20 protein-coding genes are annotated in these 20432 nt (G+C 64.6%); 11 read left to right on the forward strand and 9 right to left on the reverse strand.

Annotation, left to right across the window (positions count from 1 at the left end):
* Positions 1-91: 91 nt before the first annotated feature.
* Both HAP41_RS45370 and HAP41_RS45375 read right to left on the reverse strand, forming a co-directional pair.
* Complete coding sequence (locus HAP41_RS45370; protein WP_063980020.1) at positions 92-778, reverse strand: DUF1345 domain-containing protein; 687 nt, start codon at positions 776-778, stop codon at positions 92-94.
* 213 nt (positions 779-991) lie between these two features.
* A complete protein-coding gene (locus HAP41_RS45375; RefSeq protein ID WP_166071886.1) occupies positions 992-1915 on the reverse strand; it encodes a polyprenyl synthetase family protein in 924 nt (307 codons plus the stop codon).
* Positions 1916-2076: 161 nt separating this feature from the next.
* Here HAP41_RS45375 and mtgA point away from each other — a divergent pair, with 161 nt between their 5' ends.
* The 3 genes from mtgA to HAP41_RS45390 all read left to right on the forward strand — a co-directional run bounded on the left by mtgA (position 2077) and on the right by HAP41_RS45390 (position 3882).
* Positions 2077-2751 (forward strand): monofunctional biosynthetic peptidoglycan transglycosylase, encoded by a 675-nt coding sequence (gene mtgA / locus HAP41_RS45380; protein WP_166071885.1) that lies wholly within the window; start codon positions 2077-2079, stop codon positions 2749-2751.
* 169 nt (positions 2752-2920) lie between these two features.
* Positions 2921-3103: a 50S ribosomal protein L32 gene (gene rpmF, locus HAP41_RS45385; protein WP_166071884.1), complete on the forward strand. Its 183-nt coding sequence runs from the start codon at positions 2921-2923 to the stop codon at positions 3101-3103.
* A 143-nt stretch (positions 3104-3246) separates the two neighbouring features.
* The gene (locus HAP41_RS45390) at positions 3247-3882 is read left to right on the forward strand and encodes a hypothetical protein (protein ID WP_166105370.1); all 636 of its coding nucleotides are present in this window, start codon (positions 3247-3249) and stop codon (positions 3880-3882) included.
* 92 nt (positions 3883-3974) lie between these two features.
* Here the strand turns inward: HAP41_RS45390 and HAP41_RS45395 are convergent, their stop codons facing one another.
* The gene (locus tag HAP41_RS45395) at positions 3975-4235 is read right to left on the reverse strand and encodes a hypothetical protein (protein WP_166071883.1); all 261 of its coding nucleotides are present in this window, start codon (positions 4233-4235) and stop codon (positions 3975-3977) included.
* Positions 4236-4456: 221 nt separating this feature from the next.
* On the opposite strand from HAP41_RS45395, the gene HAP41_RS45400 reads away from it, so the two are divergent.
* Positions 4457-6151 (forward strand): putative bifunctional diguanylate cyclase/phosphodiesterase, encoded by a 1695-nt coding sequence (locus tag HAP41_RS45400; RefSeq protein ID WP_166071882.1) that lies wholly within the window; start codon positions 4457-4459, stop codon positions 6149-6151.
* 185 nt (positions 6152-6336) lie between these two features.
* Here the strand turns inward: HAP41_RS45400 and HAP41_RS45405 are convergent, their stop codons facing one another.
* Positions 6337-6705: an antibiotic biosynthesis monooxygenase family protein gene (locus tag HAP41_RS45405; protein ID WP_166071881.1), complete on the reverse strand. Its 369-nt coding sequence runs from the start codon at positions 6703-6705 to the stop codon at positions 6337-6339.
* Between the two features lie 97 nt (positions 6706-6802).
* Between HAP41_RS45405 and HAP41_RS45410 the strand changes: the two genes are divergently transcribed.
* Positions 6803-7273 carry a MarR family winged helix-turn-helix transcriptional regulator gene (locus HAP41_RS45410; protein WP_166071880.1) on the forward strand — a complete coding sequence of 157 codons (471 nt, stop codon included), beginning with the start codon at positions 6803-6805 and terminating at the stop codon, positions 7271-7273.
* Between the two features lie 126 nt (positions 7274-7399).
* Entirely contained in the window at positions 7400-7699 is a 300-nt protein-coding gene (locus tag HAP41_RS45415) for a hypothetical protein (protein WP_038942196.1), read from the forward strand.
* Between the two features lie 32 nt (positions 7700-7731).
* Here HAP41_RS45415 and HAP41_RS45420 read toward each other — a convergent pair whose 3' ends face one another.
* The 4 genes from HAP41_RS45420 to HAP41_RS45435 form a co-directional block, all read right to left on the reverse strand.
* The gene (locus HAP41_RS45420) at positions 7732-10593 is read right to left on the reverse strand and encodes a PAS-domain containing protein (protein WP_166071879.1); all 2862 of its coding nucleotides are present in this window, start codon (positions 10591-10593) and stop codon (positions 7732-7734) included.
* Between the two features lie 364 nt (positions 10594-10957).
* Positions 10958-11833 (reverse strand): GNAT family N-acetyltransferase, encoded by an 876-nt coding sequence (locus HAP41_RS45425; RefSeq protein WP_166071878.1) that lies wholly within the window; start codon positions 11831-11833, stop codon positions 10958-10960.
* A 95-nt stretch (positions 11834-11928) separates the two neighbouring features.
* Positions 11929-12909 carry an amino acid--[acyl-carrier-protein] ligase gene (locus HAP41_RS45430; RefSeq protein ID WP_166071877.1) on the reverse strand — a complete coding sequence of 327 codons (981 nt, stop codon included), beginning with the start codon at positions 12907-12909 and terminating at the stop codon, positions 11929-11931.
* 65 nt (positions 12910-12974) lie between these two features.
* Entirely contained in the window at positions 12975-14192 is a 1218-nt protein-coding gene (locus HAP41_RS45435; RefSeq protein ID WP_166071876.1) for an acyl-CoA dehydrogenase family protein, read from the reverse strand.
* A 357-nt stretch (positions 14193-14549) separates the two neighbouring features.
* On the opposite strand from HAP41_RS45435, the gene HAP41_RS45440 reads away from it, so the two are divergent.
* The 3 genes from HAP41_RS45440 (at position 14550) to mtnA (ending at position 17095) form a co-directional block, all read left to right on the forward strand.
* Positions 14550-14822 carry a phosphopantetheine-binding protein gene (locus HAP41_RS45440; RefSeq protein WP_166071875.1) on the forward strand — a complete coding sequence of 91 codons (273 nt, stop codon included), beginning with the start codon at positions 14550-14552 and terminating at the stop codon, positions 14820-14822.
* A 278-nt stretch (positions 14823-15100) separates the two neighbouring features.
* Positions 15101-15976, forward strand: a complete 876-nt coding sequence (locus HAP41_RS45445) for an S-methyl-5'-thioadenosine phosphorylase (RefSeq protein WP_166071874.1) — start codon at positions 15101-15103, stop codon at positions 15974-15976.
* 18 nt (positions 15977-15994) lie between these two features.
* Entirely contained in the window at positions 15995-17095 is a 1101-nt protein-coding gene (gene mtnA, locus HAP41_RS45450) for an S-methyl-5-thioribose-1-phosphate isomerase (RefSeq protein WP_166071873.1), read from the forward strand.
* 122 nt (positions 17096-17217) lie between these two features.
* On the opposite strand, the gene HAP41_RS45455 is transcribed toward mtnA, so the two are convergent.
* Positions 17218-17853, reverse strand: a complete 636-nt coding sequence (locus HAP41_RS45455) for an HAD-IA family hydrolase (RefSeq protein WP_166071872.1) — start codon at positions 17851-17853, stop codon at positions 17218-17220.
* A gap of 109 nt (positions 17854-17962) precedes the next feature.
* Here HAP41_RS45455 and HAP41_RS45460 point away from each other — a divergent pair, with 109 nt between their 5' ends.
* Both HAP41_RS45460 and HAP41_RS45465 read left to right on the forward strand, forming a co-directional pair.
* Positions 17963-18721, forward strand: coding sequence for a S1 family peptidase (locus tag HAP41_RS45460; protein WP_166071871.1), 759 nt, complete (start codon positions 17963-17965; stop codon positions 18719-18721).
* A 125-nt stretch (positions 18722-18846) separates the two neighbouring features.
* Positions 18847-20349 carry a flavin-containing monooxygenase gene (locus HAP41_RS45465; RefSeq protein ID WP_166071870.1) on the forward strand — a complete coding sequence of 501 codons (1503 nt, stop codon included), beginning with the start codon at positions 18847-18849 and terminating at the stop codon, positions 20347-20349.
* The last annotated feature ends 83 nt before the right edge of the window (positions 20350-20432 follow it).

The following is a 20432-nucleotide window of genomic DNA, read 5'->3' on the forward strand; positions in this document are numbered from 1 at the left end:
CGCTCGCCAGCCTCTCAGGCGCCCTCTGACGAATAAGACGGGCTAGGATCGCGCCATCGACGCCGTCGTCTCGGCACTTGCCGGGATGACGTCAGTTCGAGATCGCGCTTGCCGCGATGTTCACTGTCAGCGCCAGCAACGCCGTGTTGTAGATGAACGACACGATGCCATGCGCGGTCGCGGTGCGGCGGATGGTCTTGTCGGTGATGCCGACGTCGGAGACCTGCGCGGTCATGCCGATCACGAACGAGAAATAGACGAAGTCCCAATAATCGGCGTGATCTTCCTTATCGCCGCTCGGAAACTGCAATCCGCCCGGCGGGTGCCGGTAGTAATCATGGGCGTAATGCAGCGCGAAGGTCGTGTGCACGGCGGCCCATGACAGCGCGATGGTGGCGATCGCGATGGTCAACTCCCACGCCCCGCGATGCGGCGTGCCGAGCTCAGACATGATCGCTGCGATGCTGGCGAAGGCGCCGATCGCCGTCACCAGCAGGATCACGAAGCGGCCGTCGTCCTGCATTGCGGCACTACGGCGGATGTGCTGCTGGTCGTTGCACAGCATCATCGCGTAGACCAGCACGAGATAAACCGCGATCAACGCATCCCAGCCGAACAGCAGCCGCGTCACCAGCCGGTGCGATCCCGGCAGCAGCAAGCAGACCAGGATGCCGGCAGCGAGCGCGATAAAGGTGCGCGGCCGCGCGTAGATCAGCCGCATCGGCCGCGACATCTTGCGGAAGCGGACGAGGACGGGATCGTCTTTGTCGGTGGCCATGATGGCTCCAGCCCTCTCGCTCAACTCTCGTTGTCGCCGCAGCGGCGGCCTGCTCCCTCGCTCCGCTTGCGGGGAGAGGTTGGGGTGAGGGGGCGCCTCCGCAAGGACGGTGAGAGCTGGATTCGCGGAGACTCCCCCTCACCCGATATTCAAGCCGCGCTTGAATATCGACCTCTCCACGCAAGCGGGGCGAGGTGAAGATCGTGCACTACATCAGTTTTTCCGCTCGGCGACGAAGCGCGCGGCGGCCTGCAGAACGGCGGCGCGGTCGCCGAAGATCGACACGGCGCCGTCGGCCCGCGCGAGCAGGTCGCGCACGCGCTGCTTGGCGCCTTCGATGCCGAGCTGGGTGACGAAGGTGGTCTTGCCGAGTGCGGCATCGGCGCCGGCCGGCTTGCCGAGGGCCGCCGCATCGCCTTCGACGTCGAGCAGATCGTCGGCGATCTGGAAGGCCTCGCCGAGCGCGCGGCCGTAATCGTCGAGCGCCTGATATTCCTTTTGCGAGGCCTGGCCGAGGATCGCGCCCGCGATGCAGCCGTAGCGCAGCAGCGCACCGGTCTTCATCTGCTGAATGCGGGCGACATCGATCGGCTCGTGGCCGCCAAAACGGCCTTCGCCGGCGAGATCGAGAATCTGGCCGCCGACCATGCCGCCGATGCCGGCGCAGCGCGCCAGCGCGCGCGTCAGCAGGAGGCGCACATTGGCGTCGCGGTGGATCTCATCGCGGGTGATGATGTCGAAGGCGAGCGTCAGAAGGCCGTCGCCGGCGAGGATCGCGGTCGCGTCATCGGTCTTCTTGTGCAGGGTGGGACGGCCGCGGCGCAGGTCCGAATTGTCCATCGCCGGCAGGTCGTCATGGATCAGCGAATAGCAGTGGATGCATTCGAGCGCGGCGCCGGCGAGCAGGGCGGCCTTGCGGGGAACGCCGAATACGGCCGCGCTCTCGACCACCAGGAACGGCCGCAGACGCTTGCCGCCGTTGAGGCTCGAATAGCGCATTGCGTCCATCAGTCGCTTGGGACGGGCGATCTCATCGTGCAGGATGTCGTCCGCCAGCAGGCGTCCAAGCAGGGCTTCGGTGTCATCAGCGGTCTTGTCCAGGCGTTTGGCGAAATCGGACGGGGACGTGCCGGTCATCAAGAAGGGCTCCAGAACTAAAATTCGGCGGGACAATCCTTTATGCGCCCGCCCCAGTCAATCGTTTGGAAGGCCTAAAAAGTGCTGGAAAAGGCCCGAATTATCACAGACTTAATGGCGGGATCCGTGGTCGCGTTTCATTTTGCGCCGGAAAGGTCGATTTGCGCATCGTCAAGATCCTGCTGGTAGCGCTCGTGGTCGTGGCTCTCGCGCCCTACGTGATCGCGCCGTTCTACCGCGCCGGCCATCCGGTTTCGACGCTGATGGCCTGGCGGTCGCTCCGGGGTGCGCCGATGCATCGGGAGTGGATTGATCTGGCCGCGATGTCGCCCTCACTGCTGCGATCGGTGGTGGCGGCCGAGGACGCCCATTTCTGCAAGCATCACGGCATCGACTGGGGCGCGCTGCGCGAGGCGATCGACGATGCGAAGGAGGACGGTACGCCCTTCCGGGGCGCCTCCACCATCACCCAGCAGGTGGCAAAAAACCTGTTCCTCTGGCAGGGGCGGGATTTCGTCCGCAAGGCGCTGGAATTCCCGCTGGCGCTGTGGATCGATCTCGTCCTGCCCAAGGCGCGAATCCTCGAGATTTACCTCAACATCGCCGAGCTCGGTCCCCAGGGCCAGTTCGGGGTCGAGACGGCCAGCGCCTATGCCTTCGGCAAATCGGCGGCCAACCTCTCGCCTCGGGAGGCGGCACTTCTGGCCTCGATCCTGCCCAATCCGGTCAAACGGAGCGCCCGGACCCCCGGGCCTGGCGTCCGGCGGCTGGCGGGGACCTTTGTGGCGAGGGCGCAGGCGAACTCGCTTTTGACCTGCTGGCGGGAAAATCGCTGATTTTGGGCCCTTTTCGGACGTATTTTCCGGTCCAAAAGCCTAGATTTACGGCCAGCCTTCCTCTATAAGCCCGGCCTTGATCGGCATTCAGCTCGCCTCGGTTTGCGGGTGCTGAGCCGTCCCCTCGCGGACGATGCCCTGACAACACCAATCCCTAGAGGATATTGAAATGGCCGTTCCGAGAAGAAAAACCTCGCCGTCGCGTCGTGGCATGCGCCGCTCGGCAGACGCCATCAAGAAGCCGACCTATGCGGAAGACAAGGACTCCGGCGAGTTCCGTCGTCCGCACCATCTCGACCTCAAGACCGGCATGTACAAGGGCCGTCAGGTCCTCAAGAAGAAAGAGTCCTGAATTTAGGACCTTTCTCCGGGCAGGATCATTTCGCCTGCCTGATTTCGGCCACCCAATGAGATATGACAATGACGGCGGCGGAGCTAATGCTTCGCGGCCGCATTGTCCTGTCCGGATATCTTGATCGAGAAGGCATTTCGCCGATGGTCGGTTTCCCGCTGCTCCTGATCCCGCTCGCGGTCTACAACATCATCGCCTTCCTGATGCCGTCCGTGTCCTTTACGGACGTGCTGTTCAAGGTGCCGATGATCACGGGCGAGACCTGGCCGGTCACGCTTGCCGACGTGATGCTCGCGCTCGGTATCGTGTTGCTGCTGCTAGAGGTCGTCAAAGGCGCGCGGCCCGGCTCGAAATTCCTGATGGATCATCTGCTGTCGCTGATCGTGTTCGGTGCTGCCGCGGCCGAATTCGTGATGTGGCCCAAATTCGGCAACTCCACCTATTTCCTGCTGGTGCTGCTCGCGATTGCCGATTTCCTCGGCGGTATCGCCCAGCGCACGCGCCGCCGCGTCACCTATGTCGCGGAGACGACAGTGCCGGCGCCGCGCAAGGCCAAGCGCCAGGCCGAAGCGGCAGCGGACGACGCGGCGCCCGAACCCAAGTTCGAGCCGGTGTCTGCGCCGGCGGTGCCACCCGCGCCATCAGCGCAGTCGGTCGCCGAATCCGTGCTGAAGGATCATCCCGCGCCGAAGCCGGTGAACCCGCCCTCGCCGGAAATTCCCTCGCCGGATTTGCAACCGGGCAACGGCACGCCGCCGTCTCCCGACGCGCCGCGCTGATCGTGAGTCGCCGGCGCAATGGCGGTGCGCTCCCTCGCCCCGCTTGCGGGGCGAGGTGAAGGGCTCCACCTCTCTCAGCAAATTCGTCGTGCTTAAGCCACCTGTCGCGTGCGCGCGGTGACGGTTCCGAGCGGGTGCTTGTCGCCATAGGCCATCTGCGCATCCTCGGACGAGGCGCGGCGGAGCCGGCTGGCCTGGGGCAGGTGCTCCGCATTGGCGATGAGTTGGGTGACGAAGCTCGGATCGGGACGGGGCAGCGGCGCCTTGTGGACCCACTGCAACGTCGGCAGCAGCGGCACCAGGGCCGTGCCCGTGCCGTTGTCCGCGCAGTCCGATCGATCGGTACTTAACATCGCAATCACCGTTGATCCGGCGAGGCCTGTCGCGTTTCGAGACGCTGGCGCCGGTGCGTGTCATGTACTCGCAAGGCCTATGCCGGCCGGGCCGGTTTGGTTCCGCGGGCCTGCGAAACATGGTTTCCAAATTGTTTATGAACTTTGCCTAGAGTCGGAGTCGAATCTGGCCGTATTCTGTGCCGACTCAGGACTCCCTGCTGTCCCGAAACGAGGCGATTTTGACCCCTGCATTGCCGCAAGCCTCCGACATCCTGGCCGCTCTTGGTCAGGCCGTTTTCGCCTGGGACATCGCCAGCGATTCCATCGTGTGGGGTGAGCAGGTCGCCAGCGTCTTTCCCGGCATCCCGCCCGAGCGGCTCGCGACCGGCGCCGAATTCGCCAAGCTGATCGAGCCCACACAGGCGCTGCGGACCGCCGCGCTGGCGCAGACCTCGCCGGTGCACGGCGCCGACGGCACGCCCTACCGGGTCGAATATGGCGTGCGCATGAGCGCCGCCGATCCCGTGGTCTGGATCGAGGAGACCGGCCGCTGGTTCGCCGGCCCCGATGGCCGCCCGGTGCGCGCGATCGGCTCCATCCGCATCAACAATGAGCGCCACGCCCGCGACGAGGAATTGACCAAGCTGGCCCGGCTCGATCCGCTGACCGGCGAGCTCAATCGTTCCCACCTGATCGCGGCGCTGGCCGAGGCGATCGAGGAGACGACCCGCTTCCGCTCGACCGCAGCCTTCATGCTGGTCGGCATCGATCATCTCGCCCGGGTCAACGACGCTTTCGGCTTCGACGTCGCGGACGCCGTGATCCTCGACGTGGCCAAGCGCATCCGCGCCCGCCTGCGCGGCGGTGACGTGCTCGGCCGTTTCTCCGGCAACAAGTTCGGCCTGATCCTGAAGAACTGCACCGTCGATGACATGAACGTCGCCGCCGAGCGCTTCCTTGCCGGCATCCGCGACGAGGTGGTGCCGACCAAATCCGGCCCGGTCTCGGTCACGGCGTCGATCGGCGCGGTCAGCGTGCCGCGCTATGCCCGCAGCACCGACGAGGCCGTCAATCGCGCCCATGAGACGCTGGACGCGGCAAAACAACGCCGCGTCGGCTCGTTCGCGGCGTGGCGCCCGGATGCCGCGCGAGACGCACAGCGCCGCGTCAACATCCGTGTCACCGACGAGATCGTCACCGCGCTGAACGAGCGCCGCATCAAGCTCGCCTATGAGCCGGTGGTCTCGGCCGCCTCGCGCGAGTGCGCGTTCCACGAATGCCTGGTGCGGATGGACCAGGGCGACGGCCAGGTGCTGCTCGCGCCCGACATCGTGCCGGTCGCCGAACGGCTCGGCCTGATCCGCCTGGTCGATCACCGCGTGCTCGAGCTCGTGGTCGCCGAGCTCGCGGCCGCGCCCGACATCTGCCTCAGCCTCAACATCTCGCCTGATACGACGATGGATCCGGACTGGTGGGCGGGAATTGAGTCGCTGATGCTGGCCCATCCCGGCGTCGCCGAGCGGCTGATCGTCGAGATCACCGAGACGGTCGCGATCCAGGACATCGATGACGTGCGCGGCTTCGTCACGCGGCTGAAGAATTTCGGCAGCCGCATCGCCATCGACGATTTCGGCGCCGGCTACACCTCGTTCCGAAACCTGCGCAAGCTCGGCGTCGACATCGTCAAGATCGACGGTGCCTTCGTGCAGAACATCACCCGTTCCGCCGACGATCGCGCCTTCGTGCAGACCCTGATCGACCTCGCCCGCCGCCTCGACATCAAGACGGTCGCCGAGTGGGTGCAGGACGAAGAGGCCGCCGCCATGCTGCGCGACTGGGGCTGCGACTACATCCAGGGCCGCCTGATCGGGCTCGCCTCAGCCGACCGCCCATGGGGCACGCCGCCGGACAGCGCACTGCCTGCGGCAGGATAGAGCTGCGTCCCTTGCTTCGTCGGATAATGACGAGCTGCGGGGGGCTTTCCGCATGCTCGCTGTCATCGCCCGACTTGATCGGGCGATCCAGTATTCCAGAGACAGTTGTGTTTAAGCCGAGAGGCCGCGGCGTACTGGATGCCCCGGTCAAGCCGGGGCATGACAGCTGAGTGGGAGGCGCGCTGCTACCCCACGCAAATACCGGGCACCGCGACCTTCTGGAACAGATGCGGGCTTGCGACTGCGGATGCGGGGTAGGCGGCAATCTTTGCGCGGAATTCCGGGTGGGTGAAAGCGGCGCGGAAATGCGCGTTGGATTCCCACACCGCGTAATTCAGATAGGTCGGGCTGTCGCCGACGGCGCGGTGAAGCTGGGTGGAGATGAAACCGGGCTGGCGCTTCATGAAGGCGGCGTCGTCCTGCCACGTCTTGAGGAAGTCCTGCTCATCCTCGGCGTCGAGCGTGAAGACGTTGACGAGCACCACGGGGCCGGTTTCGAGCGCGATCTGACGGTCGATCGGGAAGGCAGGGTCGAGGGGGCGCATGAGGGGCATGACATTGCTCCGGTCAATTTGGTATCATAATGTCAATTCGACAGCCCCGGATATAGGCAATTGACATCATGATGTCAATGCGGATCAATGGTGCCAAATGACCAAGACCAAGCGGACCCCGGCGGGCGAAGCCCTGACCGGCCTCATCCTCGACCTGTTCCGCGCCAACAGCCTGCTTCTGACCGCTGGCGATCGGCTGGTGACATCGCTCGGCCTCACCAGTGCGCGCTGGCAGATCCTGGGGGCGATCGCCGACGCCGAGCGCCCGGAGCCGGTCGGTTGGCTCGCCCGCAATCTCGGCGCCAATCGCCAGAACGTGCAGCGCATCGTCAACGACCTCGAGCGGGATGGTCTCGTCGTGTTCGAGACCAACCCGCATCACCGCCGGGCGCAGCTCGTGGTCCTCACCGACAAGGGCAGGCAGGTCTACGACGCCGCCGGCCGGTTGCAGGTCCCCTGGGTCAACGGCCTTGCGGATGGATTGTCGGTCAGGGATATCGACGTGGCCCATCGCGTCGTGACCGCACTGCGAGCCGGTCTGAAAGACGCCGGTGAAGCGAACGAATAAGCAAGCGAGGCGCCGGGGGACACGAGGCGTACATCGTGTGAGCCCATTTCGGACTCAAATCCGCCGCCGACTCAATCGATGTATCCAAATGCGGTTGGAGGCATGTCCTGAGTTGGGGAATTTGCCATGAGTGATGAAGATTTAATGCGTCATAAGAGACAGAAGCTGATTTCCACTGCCGAAGATATCGTGCGTGATGAGTCTTTCGAACTCTTGTCGCAGCAGCTCTGCGAAGGCGCTAGCTTTTCGGACGATGAATCCCCGTCGAACGACGTTTTTTTGCTTCTTGAGGAGAATGCGCGGCTTCGTGCGCTTGCCATCAGCCTTTCCAGCCTGGTCGGAGACCTCTCCGAACGGGAGTGGAGCAATGCGCTCGCATCGGCCGATCGTGCCACGCTCAATCGCCTGAGGTCGTGTCGGGCGTAACGATAGAGAGAGCGGCGAGGTGAAGCGGAGCGTCACGCCACGCGCCTGACCGCGTTCAGTCGCTCGATCGTGCGTCCGACCTCGGCTGCCGGGCACGGCCTGCCGAAATAATAGCCCTGGACTGCGGTGCATTCGCGGACGAAGTCGAGCTGCTCGATGGTCTCGACACCTTCCGCCGTGGTCTCGACGCCGAGCACGGAGCCGAGGCTGGCGATGGTGCGGACGATGGCGACGCTCTCCGGGCTTTCGCCGAGCGTGCCGACGAAGGAACGGTCGATCTTGATGCGGTCGAACGGAAACTTGCGCAAATAGCTCAGCGAGGAATAGCCGACGCCGAAATCGTCGAGGCTGACGCGCACGCCAAGAGCGCGGAGCTGGTGCAGGATCTCGATTGTCGCCTCGCTGTCGTCGAGCAGCGCTGTCTCGGTGACCTCGAGCTCGAGCCGCCGTGGCGGCAGGCCGGCTTCCGCAAGCGCGCTCGTGACCATCGCCACCAGTCCGCGCGAGCGGAACTGCACCGGCGACAAATTGACCGCGACGGTGACATCGGGCCAGGACGCCGCGGTCGCACAGGCCGTGCGCAGCACCCATTCGCCGATCGGGACGATCAGCCCGTTCTCTTCCGCGAGCGGAATGAATTCGGCCGGCGAGACCGAGCCGCGCGAGGGGTGTTTCCAGCGCAGCAGCGCCTCGAAACCGGTGAGCTCGGTGGTGTCGAGCCGCACCTGCGGCTGGAACACGAGGTGAAATTCGCGTGCCTCAAGCGCGCCACGCAGATCGTGCTCCAGCGCGTGCCGGCCGCGCGCCTGTTCCTCCATCTCGGGCTCGAACAGTTGGTAGGCGCCGCGCCCCTTGGCCTTGGCCTGGTACAGCGCAAGGTCGGCGCATTTCATCAGCTCGTCGGCATCGAGCCCGTGATCGGGCGCGATCGCGATGCCGACGGAAACGCCGACATGGATCGACTGGCTTTCCAGCGGCGGCGGGTGGCCGATGATCTCGACCAGGCGGCGGGCGAGCCGTTCCGCCGATTGCGGCTGCGGTCCGCGCTGGAGAACGGCGAACTCGTCGCCGCCGAGGCGGGCGACGGTGTCATGCTCGCCGACATTCTCCTTCAGCCGTGACGCGACCCAGCGCAGAAGCCGATAGCCGGCGGCGTGGCCGAGGCGGTCGTTGACCGTCTTGAAATTATCGAGGTCGAAGCACAGCACGGCCATCGCTCCGCCGGCGATCGCGACCTGGTTCAGTCCCTCGCCCATTTTCTCGCGGAACAGCGTGCGGTTGGGCAGGTCGGTGAGTGAATCGTGCTGCGCCATGTGCGCCACGCGGGCCTGGGCCTTGTGGCGCTCGGTGACGTCCTCATAGGTGACAACCCAGCCGCCGTGCTCCATCCGCTTGTGATTGAGCTTGATGATGCGGCCGTCGTTCAGGTGACGGTGCAGCGTGTGTTCGCCCTCGCGCAGCCTTTCGACATAGTCGGCATAGATCCTCGCGGCGGTCGTGTTCGGATGGATGCCGAGGTCGCAGCTATGCTCCATGATCTCGCGCATCGAGACGCCGGGCTTCACGACATCGGGCGACAGCCCATACATCTCGATGTAGCGGCGATTGCAGACGATGACGCGCAGGCTCGCATCGAGCATGCACAGGCCCTGGCTCATGTTGTTCAGCGCCGCGTCGAAGCGGCGGTATTGCTCGCTCAGCTCTTCGATCGCGCGCTCGCGGTCGGTGATGTCCTCGTAGGTGGCGACGAAGCCGCCCTCGGGCAGCGCGCAGTAGCGCACCGAGATCACGGTGTCGTTCGACATGCGCCGCCGCATCGGCGAGGAATCGTGGTTCGCGATCCTCGCGCTGGCGGCTTCCAGCAGCTGTTGCGGACTGTATTCGGAAGTGAACGCCCCGTTCACCATCGACCGCTCGATCAGCTCGCCGAGATGCGTGCCAGGCCTGGTTTCCTCCGGCGACAGCCGATAGATCTTGCGGGAGGTGGTGTTGCAGACGCGCAGGCGCATGTCGCTGTCGTAGAAGGCGAGCCCGTGCGCCATGTTCTCCAGCGCCGCATCGAGGATGAAGTTCTGTTGCCGCAGCGCTTCTTCGTACTGCAGCCGCTCGGTGACGTCCTCATGCACCGTCACCCAGCCGCCGTCGGGCAGGAAGCGGGACACCGCCTGCACCATCCGGCCGTCATGGCGCATCACCAGCAGGGTCTTCGCCTTTCTGCTGCGCACATCCTCCAGCCTGGTGTCATGGAACTCGTCGGCCGACATGCCCGGCAGGTTGCCGCGCGACATCCAGTGTTCGATCACTGAGCAATGCGAGACGCCCGGCTTCACGATGTCGGGGTCGAGATTGTAGAGGTTCAGGAACCGCTCATTGCAGACGACGACACGGCTGTCGCCATCGTACATGATGAGGCCGTGCGACATGTTGGCGAGCGCGTGCTGGCTGCGCTCCGTCTGCACGCGTAATTCCGCCTCGAGCCGGGCGAGGCGGCTGACGTCATCGCAGATCGTCATCCAGCCGCCGCCGGGAAGCGGCTTCAGCTCGAGCGCCATGACGAGTCCGCTCGCGAGTGTCTGTTCGGTGCGGAACGGCTTCCCGCCTGCGATCTGCGCGATTCGCTTCGTATACAGCGCGTCGATCTCGTGTTGCGGAAAGTTGCCGCGCGCCGCGCTGTGTGCGAGCACCTCGCGGTAGCTCGTGCCGACATGCACGATGTCGGCCGACATGTCGAACAGCGACAGATAGCTCTGGTTGACCAGCACGATCCGGTTGTCGGCGTCGTAGACGCAGACGCCCTGCTCCATGTGATCGAGCGCAAGCTGGCTCAGCCCGACGAGGGCCTGCGGGCCCTCTGCGCGGCGTGCACCAAGCTCGTTATCGCGGATCGGCGTCATGGGATCGACGGGTCTCGGCCGGCAATAGATTTAACGCAACGTAATTCAGCCACTGAGCGTAACGAAGAGGCCGGAAAATTCCCTTAAGCGCAGTAGTTTACGGAGGGTGACTGGGGATGCGGAGCGGCGTGCGCCAAGCGCGCGAATGCGGAAGTGCCTGCAAGCCAGAGTTGGCCGAGAGCCTGCAACAAATCAGGTGTCGTCCCTGCGAACGCAGGGACCCATACCCCCAGGAAGAGGTTTGGCGAAGACTGGCAGTGAGCGGGTCTTCCCGCAGTACCGATACCCGCCCCTACCGACAGATCACGCGGTATGGGTCCCTGCGTTCGCAGGGACGACAGCGGATGTTTGGGTCGAGTGTCCCTTACGGCCCGTACAGCACGAGTTCCGTGTCCGTGAGGTCGCCGAGCTGCGGCCGGTGCGGGCCCTTGAAATATTTACGACCGCGCCGCTCGGTGTAGATGCCGGCGAGGCCGGGTATCGGGCCATTGGAATCGATCGCCACCGAGATCTTGCCGAGTCGCAGCAGCAGCCGGCCGATGCGGCCTGCGCAGGCGGCGTATTCGGCGGCGCTGCGGCAATAGATCAGCTTCATCGCCGGCGGCGCGATGAAGCCGCGGCGGATGCGCACCGGCTGCAGGATGAAGGGGAACGTCCCCTTCGGCGTGCGGCAGACCAGGCTGAGGCAATTGTAGCGGGCATGCCGCGTGAGGAGCTGCGTCTCGTCGTCGGTCAGCCCTTCGATCGTCTTGGCGTGCTGCGAGATGACCTCGATCTTGCTCCAGCGCGGAGGGCGCGCGAGGGCGGGCACGGAGAAGAAGATGCCGTGGCAATAGGCACGCAAGCCCTGCGTCTCGATGATCGGCCAGGTCCACGGCGCCGGGCTGATGTTGAGATAGGTGACATCCTTGTGCCGCTGCGCGATCTTGGTCAGCAGCGGGGCGTAGTTCCGGTAGGCCGGATCGACATACCAGCTCGACAAATTGCACTGGATGGCGGCCTCTTCGCCGTGCTTTCGCGCCGTGTAGATCAGCAGCAGCACGCCGACGGGCGCGCCGTCATTGTCGAGCATGTAGCCGAAACGCGGATAGCCCTCCGGCACGGGCCGGAAGGCCTGTCGGCGCAGCCCCTGAATCCAGTAATTGCGCGAGCGGCCGACGAAGCCGCGCGTCAGCAGGTCCGCGACCGCATCGACGTCGGCCTCGGTGATCTCGCGGCATCGGACCTTGGTGTGGATCACGCTCGTTTTACCCGTGGAAATGGGAGGCCTCGTTCGCTCTATCGTTTCAGCACGATCTTTTCGGAAAACCGCCCCGCACTTTTCCGGATCATGCTCTAGCGCCAGCCTTCACCATGGGCATCGGCCGTGACTAACGGCTGCATGCCCATGATCTCCCGCACCTTGGCGGGCCAGGCGGCGAGATCGGTGCCGTGGGTGTGGAACATGGCGACGGCCAGGCGGTCCATGCCGAAGGCGACGCAGCCGGTGTGGGCCGGTTCGCCATTGGCGTCCTGGATGCCCCAGGTCGTGCCGAAATGCTCGCGGTGATAGTTGAAGCTCATGCAGGCGGTCGGCTGATCCTCCGAGCGAAGCGGGATCAGGAGCTCGAACTTGAGCTGCTGCTGCTTCTGGCTCACCGCCTTGATCTGGCCGACGCGGCCGAAGAAGGGGTCGCTGGCATAGTCGACGCGGAAGGTCAGGCCGAGGTCGCGGGCAATCGCCTGCGCGCGCACCATCCAGCGCTCGCGGAAATCGGCGACGTCGTCGGGGCTGCCGATGCAGACATATTCGCGCATCCGGAACGATTGCAGCCGGTCGAGATGTTTCGACGGCTCGCGGCGGAAGCAGTCGGCGGCGACGTCGAAGCGCAGGCCGCCGTTCGGCAAAGGTCCGCGGCTCGCGGCGATCGGATAGACCGGGTAGCACGCGGCGGGCGACAGCACGAGGTCGGCCGGCGAGAGCGATGAAGTCCAGTCGCCGCCGGCATCGAAGCGGCTCACCGCCGCGTTGATCTCGCGTTCGGTGCCGTGCAGGCCGCAGACGCAGCCGAGCAGGTTCGGAAAGCTCTTGAGATAGCCGGATTTCTCGAGCTGGGCCCGGCTCATCACCGGCGGAAAGCGCATGACCTCGGTGCCGGTCTCGCGATGGCTCGTGATCAGCGCGGCGAGACGCTCGACGACGCCCTCATAGAGCGCGGTGCGGGCGTAGACGCCGTCCGAGCCCATGGGGTGGAACAGCTTGTCAGCGAGATGATCGAGCGGATCGGCGATTTGCGGCGCGGTCTCGGGCGAGCTGGGGAGAACAGCAATGTTCATGTTCGACTTCCTGCTATCTGAAATTGTTCTTTTTGGCCGAAAGGCACGTCAGTCGCGAAGGCTTTCTAGTCCCGAAGGCTTGCCGGAATGCCGCTCATCAGCGTCGAAGTGGCGGCGTTGGCGAGAATGCGGTCGTTGTTGATCATGATCGGCGAGGACAGCACGTCGCGCAGGTGGCGGCCCATGGTGAATTCGCCGTCGTTGCGGTAGCCGGAGAGGCCCGCGGTGCGCATCGCATGCATCACGGTCTCGACCGCGAGCTCGGAGGCCTGCACCTTCAACAGCGTGATCGAGGACTGGAAATCGAGCGAGCTCAGCGCACGCTCGTCATGCTCGGCGCGGGCAAAGGTGTCGACATTGGCTGCGATCAGCGCGCGCAGCTTGGCCAGCGACATCTTCGCAGCCGTGAAATGCGCCGCGGCCGGCGGCATCTGGCCGCCCGAGGTGCGGGCCGCCTTGCGAACGAAAGCCTGCGCACGGGTCACCGCCGCAGCAGCGATGCCGGCCCAGGCCGAGGACCAGCACAGATGCGCGAACGGCGTCATGGTCTGGGCATGGATCTTGTCATAGGATTCCGGGAAGATGCGGTCGGCCGGGCAATCGACCTTCAGCTCGAAACCGGTCGAGCAGGTGCCGCGCATGCCGAGCGTCTCCCAGCCCTGCGTCTGCTTCAGCGAATAATCGTCCTTGGCGAGCGCCAGCAGAACCTGGTCGGAGGCGGCGGGCTCGGTGGCGCGGCGGGCGATGGTGACGAGGCCATCGGCCTCCGCACCGTAGGAGATCACAGTGGCGTCGCGCACCAGCGAGACTGCGTCGCCGGCGTGGTCGACTGCCGCGGCGCTGGCGCGAATGTTGCCGCCGTTCTGGCCTTCGGTGGTGGAGGAGGCGAGCAGCCACTGGTCGCGGGCGACCCGGCGCATCATCGTTTCCATCCAGGGGATGCCGTGGCCGTGCCTGATGACACAGGCGACCTTGGTCGTGTGCATCGCATAGATCATCGCGGTCGAGGCGCAGGCGTGCCCGAGTGTGTAGCAGATGTCGGTGACGTCGTAGATCGAAGCGCCAAGGCCGCCGAACTCGACCGGGATCATGACGCCGAGCAGTTTCTGCTCACGCGCGACCTCGAAAGCCTTGTGGGGGAAGCGGGCGTCGCGATCGACCCCGTCCGCGTCGGTCGCCGCCGCAGCGGCGGTCCGGGTAGCGCGTTCGATGAGGGAGGGGCCGTGTTCGAGAAAGCTCGTTTGCGTTTCGTCGACAGTGAGGACTGCTTCACGCACGTTCATACTCGTCCGCCTCCAGTTTGCCGTTCAGGATCGCCGCACCATTCGCGATGCCGTGCAAGCGATCCTCCGACCATTTTGCTTGTGAGACGAGGCTACGGATTTAATTCAAATTCGTCGATGAAATAGAGGGTAAACAAAGCCAAATTCCGAACGAACAGTTAAGTTCGGGTTGTTTGCATCGCCGACAATTCCGCGGTCGCGTTAGGGATCTGGAAGAACCTGGAATTCCAGACAATCTGAGTCATCGTTTACTAAGAAAGGCGAAGTAATGGTGGCGCCCATTGTGGGATCGGCCCGTCGCGCCCATCGTAGCCGGCAACCGGTCCGACCGTTGAATAGACAGATGGGAATTTACCGATGCAGGCCTTCGATACCGACGTGCGCGATCGCATCATCAAGCTGGTGAAGGGCATCCTCGAGCAGAACTCGCTCAACGCGGACATGACGCCACAGGCGAAGCTCGTCGATGCGGGCCTGACCTCGATGGACATGGTCAACCTGATGCTCGGCGTCGAAGCCGAGTTCGACTTCACCATCCCGCAGTCCGAGATCACGCCCGAGAACTTCCAGTCGGTCGAGACGCTGGAGCGGATGGTCGCGACCCAGCTGCAGCTGGCCGCCGCGGCTTAATTAGACCTACCTATCTCTCCCCGGGTCGTCCCTGCGAACGCAGGGACCCATACCGCGGAATCTATCGATCGTTGAAGATCGCAGTACAGAACGACTAATCCTCGCCAAACTGCGCCCTGTGGCTATGGGTCCCCGCTTTCGCGGGGACGACGCTGAGAGCGAGGCGAGCGCTCCGGGCTCCTCACAGCACCGGCATCGCCCCAACGCCCCCGTTCCAAAACCGCCGCAAAACTGGCATAGCTTAACCATGTCGCACATGGCGAACGGGTGGAGCAGGCATGACGCAGGCGGTATTGGGCATCATTGGTGGCTCCGGCATCTACGATCTGCCGGGTCTCGAGGGTGCGCGCGAAGAAGTGATCAAGAGCCCCTGGGGCGAGCCGTCGGCCCCTCTGCGGCGCGGCTCGATTGCCGGCCTGCCGATCGTGTTCCTGCCGCGGCACGACAAGGGTCACCGGCTGTCGCCCTCCGACATCAACTATCGCGCCAACATCGATGTTCTGAAGCGGGCCGGCGTCACCGACCTGATCTCGCTGTCGGCCTGCGGCTCGTTCAGGGAGGAGCTGTCACCCGGCACCTTCGTTCTCGTCGATCAGTTCGTTGATCGCACCCACAAGCGCGAGAGCTCGTTCTTCGGTCGGGGCTGCGTCGCGCATGTGTCGATGGCGCATCCGGTCTCGCCGCGGCTTCGTATCCATCTCGCGGCGGCAGCTGAAGCCGAGGGCATCGCGTTTGCGCGCGGCGGCACCTATGTCTGCATGGAGGGGCCGCAATTCTCCACCTACGCGGAAAGCATGACCTACAAGACATCGGGCTATTCCGTGATCGGCATGACCAACATGCCCGAGGCGAAGCTCGCGCGTGAGGCGGAGATCTGCTACGCCACGGTCGCGATGGTGACGGATTTCGATTGCTGGCATCCCGACCACGACGCCGTCACCGTCCAGGACATCATCCGCGTGCTGACCTCGAACGCCGACAAGGCGAAGGCGCTGGTGGCGCGGCTCGCGAGGGACTTTCCGCGCGAGCACGAGCCGTGCCCGATCGGTTCGGACCGCGCGCTCGACACCGCTTTGATCACGGCGCCCGAGGCGCGCGATCCCGAGCTCTTGAAGAAGCTCGATGCGGTGGCCGGGCGCATCCTGCGGGCGTGATACGAAAGGCAGACTGCCATGAAGGTTGACGGCAAGCATTTCCGCAGCATCTGGCGCGAGCGCGATGGCTGGTCGGTCGGCGCGATCGACCAGCGCCGGCTGCCGCATGAGTTCGTCGTCGCGAAGCTGACTTCATGCGAAGACGCTGCGGTCGCGATCCGCGACATGCTGGTGCGCGGCGCACCGCTGATCGGTGCAACCGCGGCCTACGGCATGGCGCTCGCCATGCGCGAGGATTCATCTGACGCCGGCCTCAAGCACGCCTATGACACGCTGGTCGTGGCGCGGCCGACCGCGATCAATCTGAAATGGGCGCTCGACGAGATGCGCACGGCGCTCGCGCCGGTCGAGCGGGCGGAGGCGGCCTACGCGCGCGCCGACGAGATCGTCGAGCAGGACGTCGAGATCAACCGCGGCATCGCCGGCAACGGGCTGAAGCTGATCGAGGCGATCGTCGCAAAGAAGAAGCCGGGCGAGACGGTCAATGTGCTGACCCATTGCAATGCGGGCTGGCTCGCCACCGTCGATTGGGGCACCGCAACGGCGCCGATCTATCTGGCACATGAGCGCGGCATCAAGGTCCATGTTTGGGTCGACGAGACCCGTCCGCGCAACCAGGGCGCCTCGCTCACCGCCAGGGAGCTCGGCCATCACGGCGTGCCGCACACGGTCATCCCCGACAACACCGGCGGACATCTGATGCAGCACGGCATGGTCGACCTCGCCATCGTCGGCACCGATCGCGTCGCCGCCAATGGTGATGTCTGCAACAAGATCGGCACATATCTGAAGGCGCTTGCCGCGCACGACAACGGCGTGCCGTTCTATGTCGCGCTGCCGTCGCCGACGATCGATTTCGCCGTCGATGACGGCATCCGCGACATTCCGATCGAGCAGCGCAGCGGCACGGAGGTGACCGACATGACCGGCCGCACCGCGGACGGCCGGCTGGAGACGGTGCGCATCGTGCCGGAGGGCTCGCCGGTCGCGAATTACGCGTTCGACGTGACGCCGGCGCGTCTGGTCACTGGTCTCATCACGGAGCGCGGTGTGCTGAAGCCGGATAGAGCATCGCTGGCGGCCGCCTTTCCGGAGCGGATCGCTGCCGCGGCGGAGTAGTCAGTCTGCCAGGCGAGATGGCTCTACGCCGTCATTGCGAGCGCAGCGAAGCAATCCAGAATCCCTGCGCGGAACGACTCTGGATTGCTTCGTCGCTTCGCTCCTCGCAATGACAGGCTAAACTAGCTCAGCTTCAGCCCCGTCGCCTTCTCGAGCTCGGCAATCGCCTGGGCCCCGCTGGCCACCTTGATCGTGGTCATGCCCATCTCGCGCGCGGGCTTCAGGTTAACGCCGAGATCGTCGAGATAGACGCAATTCTTCGGATCGACCTTCAGCGTCTCGACCATCATCATGTAGATGCGCGGGTCGGGCTTGCGGAGGCCGATCTTGGCGGATTCGATGACGTGGTCGAACAGAACCATCACCTCGGCGATGTAGAGTGAGCGCCCGGTCATGCTGCCGATCGCGTTGGCAGGCAGATTGTTGGTGATGCAGCCGGTCTTGAATTGCGCCTTGATGCGCTTGAGGGCTTCGACCATCTCGGGACGAAGATCGCCCTGAAGCAGCGGCAGCACGTCGCGGCCGCGCACCTCCGCGCCGAGCGCTCGCGATTCTTCCGCGAAAAGCTTGTCGAAGGTGTCGATGTCGACCTCGGCCCGCTCGAACTTGGCCCAGGCGTTTTCCAGGTGATTGGCGGCGTTGGTGCGCCGGATGATGTCGATGGGCAGGCCGCGCTCGGTCTCGTACCGCGCGAACGCCTCGAACGGCGAACTCGTCAACACGCCGCCAAAATCAAAGATCACAGCCTCGATCGTCAAGATCCCGCCCTCGTCAATTCCTTTCCAAGAGCGCTAGCATGCGCTATCGGCAAGGGCCAGTCCGAAGCAATCCCCGCCGTCACCGATGCCGACGCCAAAGCGTGTTCCCATGAAGAAGCTTGCAACCCCCATCGCAGCCGCGCTGCTGCTCGCCACGCCCGCACACGCCATCGTCGGCGGCGGCACGCCGCAGGCCGATGGTGTCGCGCGCGCGGTCGTCACCATCGTCGGTTCGCGTGGCAATTTCTGCACCGGCAGCCTGATCGCCCCGAAGGTCGTGCTGACGGTTGCTCACTGTGTGCAGCCCGGCGCGGACTACAAGATCGTCGATCGCGGCGCTGACGGTGCGCCGCAATTGCTGAACGTGCGCACCGTCGCGATCCATCCCAACTTCAACATGCAGGCAATGCAGGCGCACCGCGCCACCGCGGACGTGGCATTGTTGCAACTGGAAATTCCACTCAAGGGAAAATCGACGGTGTCGGTCGGTGCGCCGACTATTCCAATCCAGGTTGGCAGCCGCTTCGTCATCGTCGGTATCGGCGTCACCGTGCGTGGCGACGGCAAGAGCGGCGGCGCGGCGCGCGTCGCCGGGCTCGTGGCCACGGGCCAGCCCGGCACGTTCCAGATCCGGCTGGTCGATCCCGTAACCAACGGTGTTCGCGACGGAATTGGCGCCTGCACCGGCGATTCCGGCGGTCCGGTGTTCGAGGACAAGCCGAACGGTCCGGTGCTTGTCGGCGTCATCAGCTGGTCCACGGGACCGAACGGCGCCGCCGGCTGCGGCGGATTGACCGGCGTCACGCCGCTCACGCTCTATCGCGACTGGATTTTGCAGACCGCGCGGAGCTGGGGTGTGGCGTTATAGTTTGACCGCGAATTGATCTGTGTCATTTTGAAGTGGAAGCGCGATGGGCGACCATGCCCGTCGCGGAGGAAACGCGCCGTCCGGTCAAGGGCGGCCACAAAAACAAGCAAGGCATAGAAGCAACAATGAATGTCGCTGTCCGCAGTCACGCCACAACCAAGCAGGCCTCTGAACATTTCGACGTGCTGATCGTCGGTGCCGGCATCTCCGGCATCGGCAGCGCCTATCACATCGAAAAGCAGCTTCCCGGCACGAGCTACGTCATCCTGGAAACGCAGGCGACGTTCGGCGGCACGTGGAGCACGCATCGCTATCCCGGCATTCGCTCGGACAGCGATCTCCATACCTTCGGCTACAGTTTCAAGCCCTGGGTCGGACCGCCGATCGCGACCGCCGAGGAAATCCTCGCCTACATGAACGAGGTGATCGAAGACAACGATATCGCCCGGCACATCCGCTACAAGCACCAGATCAATTCCGCGAGCTGGTCGAGCGAGCAAAATCTCTGGACCATCGAGGCGACGACGACCGACACCGGCGAGGCGAAGACGTTCACCGCCAACTTCCTCTGGATGTGCCAGGGCTATTATCGCCATTCCGAAGGCTACACGCCTGAATGGAAGGGCATGGACCGCTTCAAGGGCCGCATCGTCCATCCGCAGAGCTGGCCCGACGATATCGACCTCGCGAACAAGAAGGTCGTCGTGATCGGCTCGGGCGCGACCGCGGCGACGCTGGTGCCGAACATCGCCGACGCCTGCGCGCATGTCACCATGCTGCAGCGCTCGCCGACCTATTTCCGGCTCGGCCGCAACGCGATCGAGATCGCCGAGGAGCTGCGCCGGCTTCAGGTCGACGAGGAGTGGATCCACGAGATCGTCCGCCGCAAAATATTGTTCGAGCAGGATGCTTTCACAAAGCTCTGCATTGCCAAGCCGGAGCAGGTGAAGAAGGATCTGATCGACCAGATCCGCGCGGTTCTCGGGCCGGACTACGACGTCGAAACGCACTTCACGCCGACCTACCGGCCGTGGCGGCAGCGTATCGCCTTTGTGCCCGATGCCGATCTGTTCAAGGGCATCGCCAGCGGCAAGGCCTCCGTCGTCACCGACGAGATCGAATGTTTCGTCGAGAACGGCATCCAGCTCAAGTCCGGCAAGCTGCTGGAAGCCGACGTCGTCGTCACCGCAACCGGCTTCAATCTTGCGGCGCTCGGTGACATCGCCTTCGAGATCGACGGCAAGCCGCTCGCCTTCGGCGACACCGTGACCTATCGCGGCATGATGTTCACGGGCGTGCCGAACATGGTCTGGGTGTTCGGCTATTTCCGTGCGAGCTGGACGCTGCGCGTCGACGTCGTCGCCGATTTCGTCTGCCGGCTGCTCGGCCACATGAAGGCCAAGGGCACGAAGAAGGTCGAGGTCAGGCTGCGGCCTGAGGACCACAACATGCCGATCCTGCCCTGGATCGATCCGGAAAACTTCAATCCCGGCTACATCATGCGCAACATGGACCTGCTCCCCAAGCGCGGCGACAAGCCGGAATGGCAGCACAGCCAGGATTACTGGACCGAGAAGGACGAGATCCCGAAGACGGATCTGGACGACGGAGCGTTTGTTTACGGGTGAGTGATTGTTCGTGTGAGGGGCGGTAGCGATCGCCACGCACACGGCTGTCGTCCCGGGGCGCGAAGCGAACCCGGGACCCATAC

This window comes from Bradyrhizobium barranii subsp. apii (assembly GCF_011516635.5).
Taxonomy (GTDB): Bacteria; Pseudomonadota; Alphaproteobacteria; order Rhizobiales; family Xanthobacteraceae; genus Bradyrhizobium; species Bradyrhizobium barranii.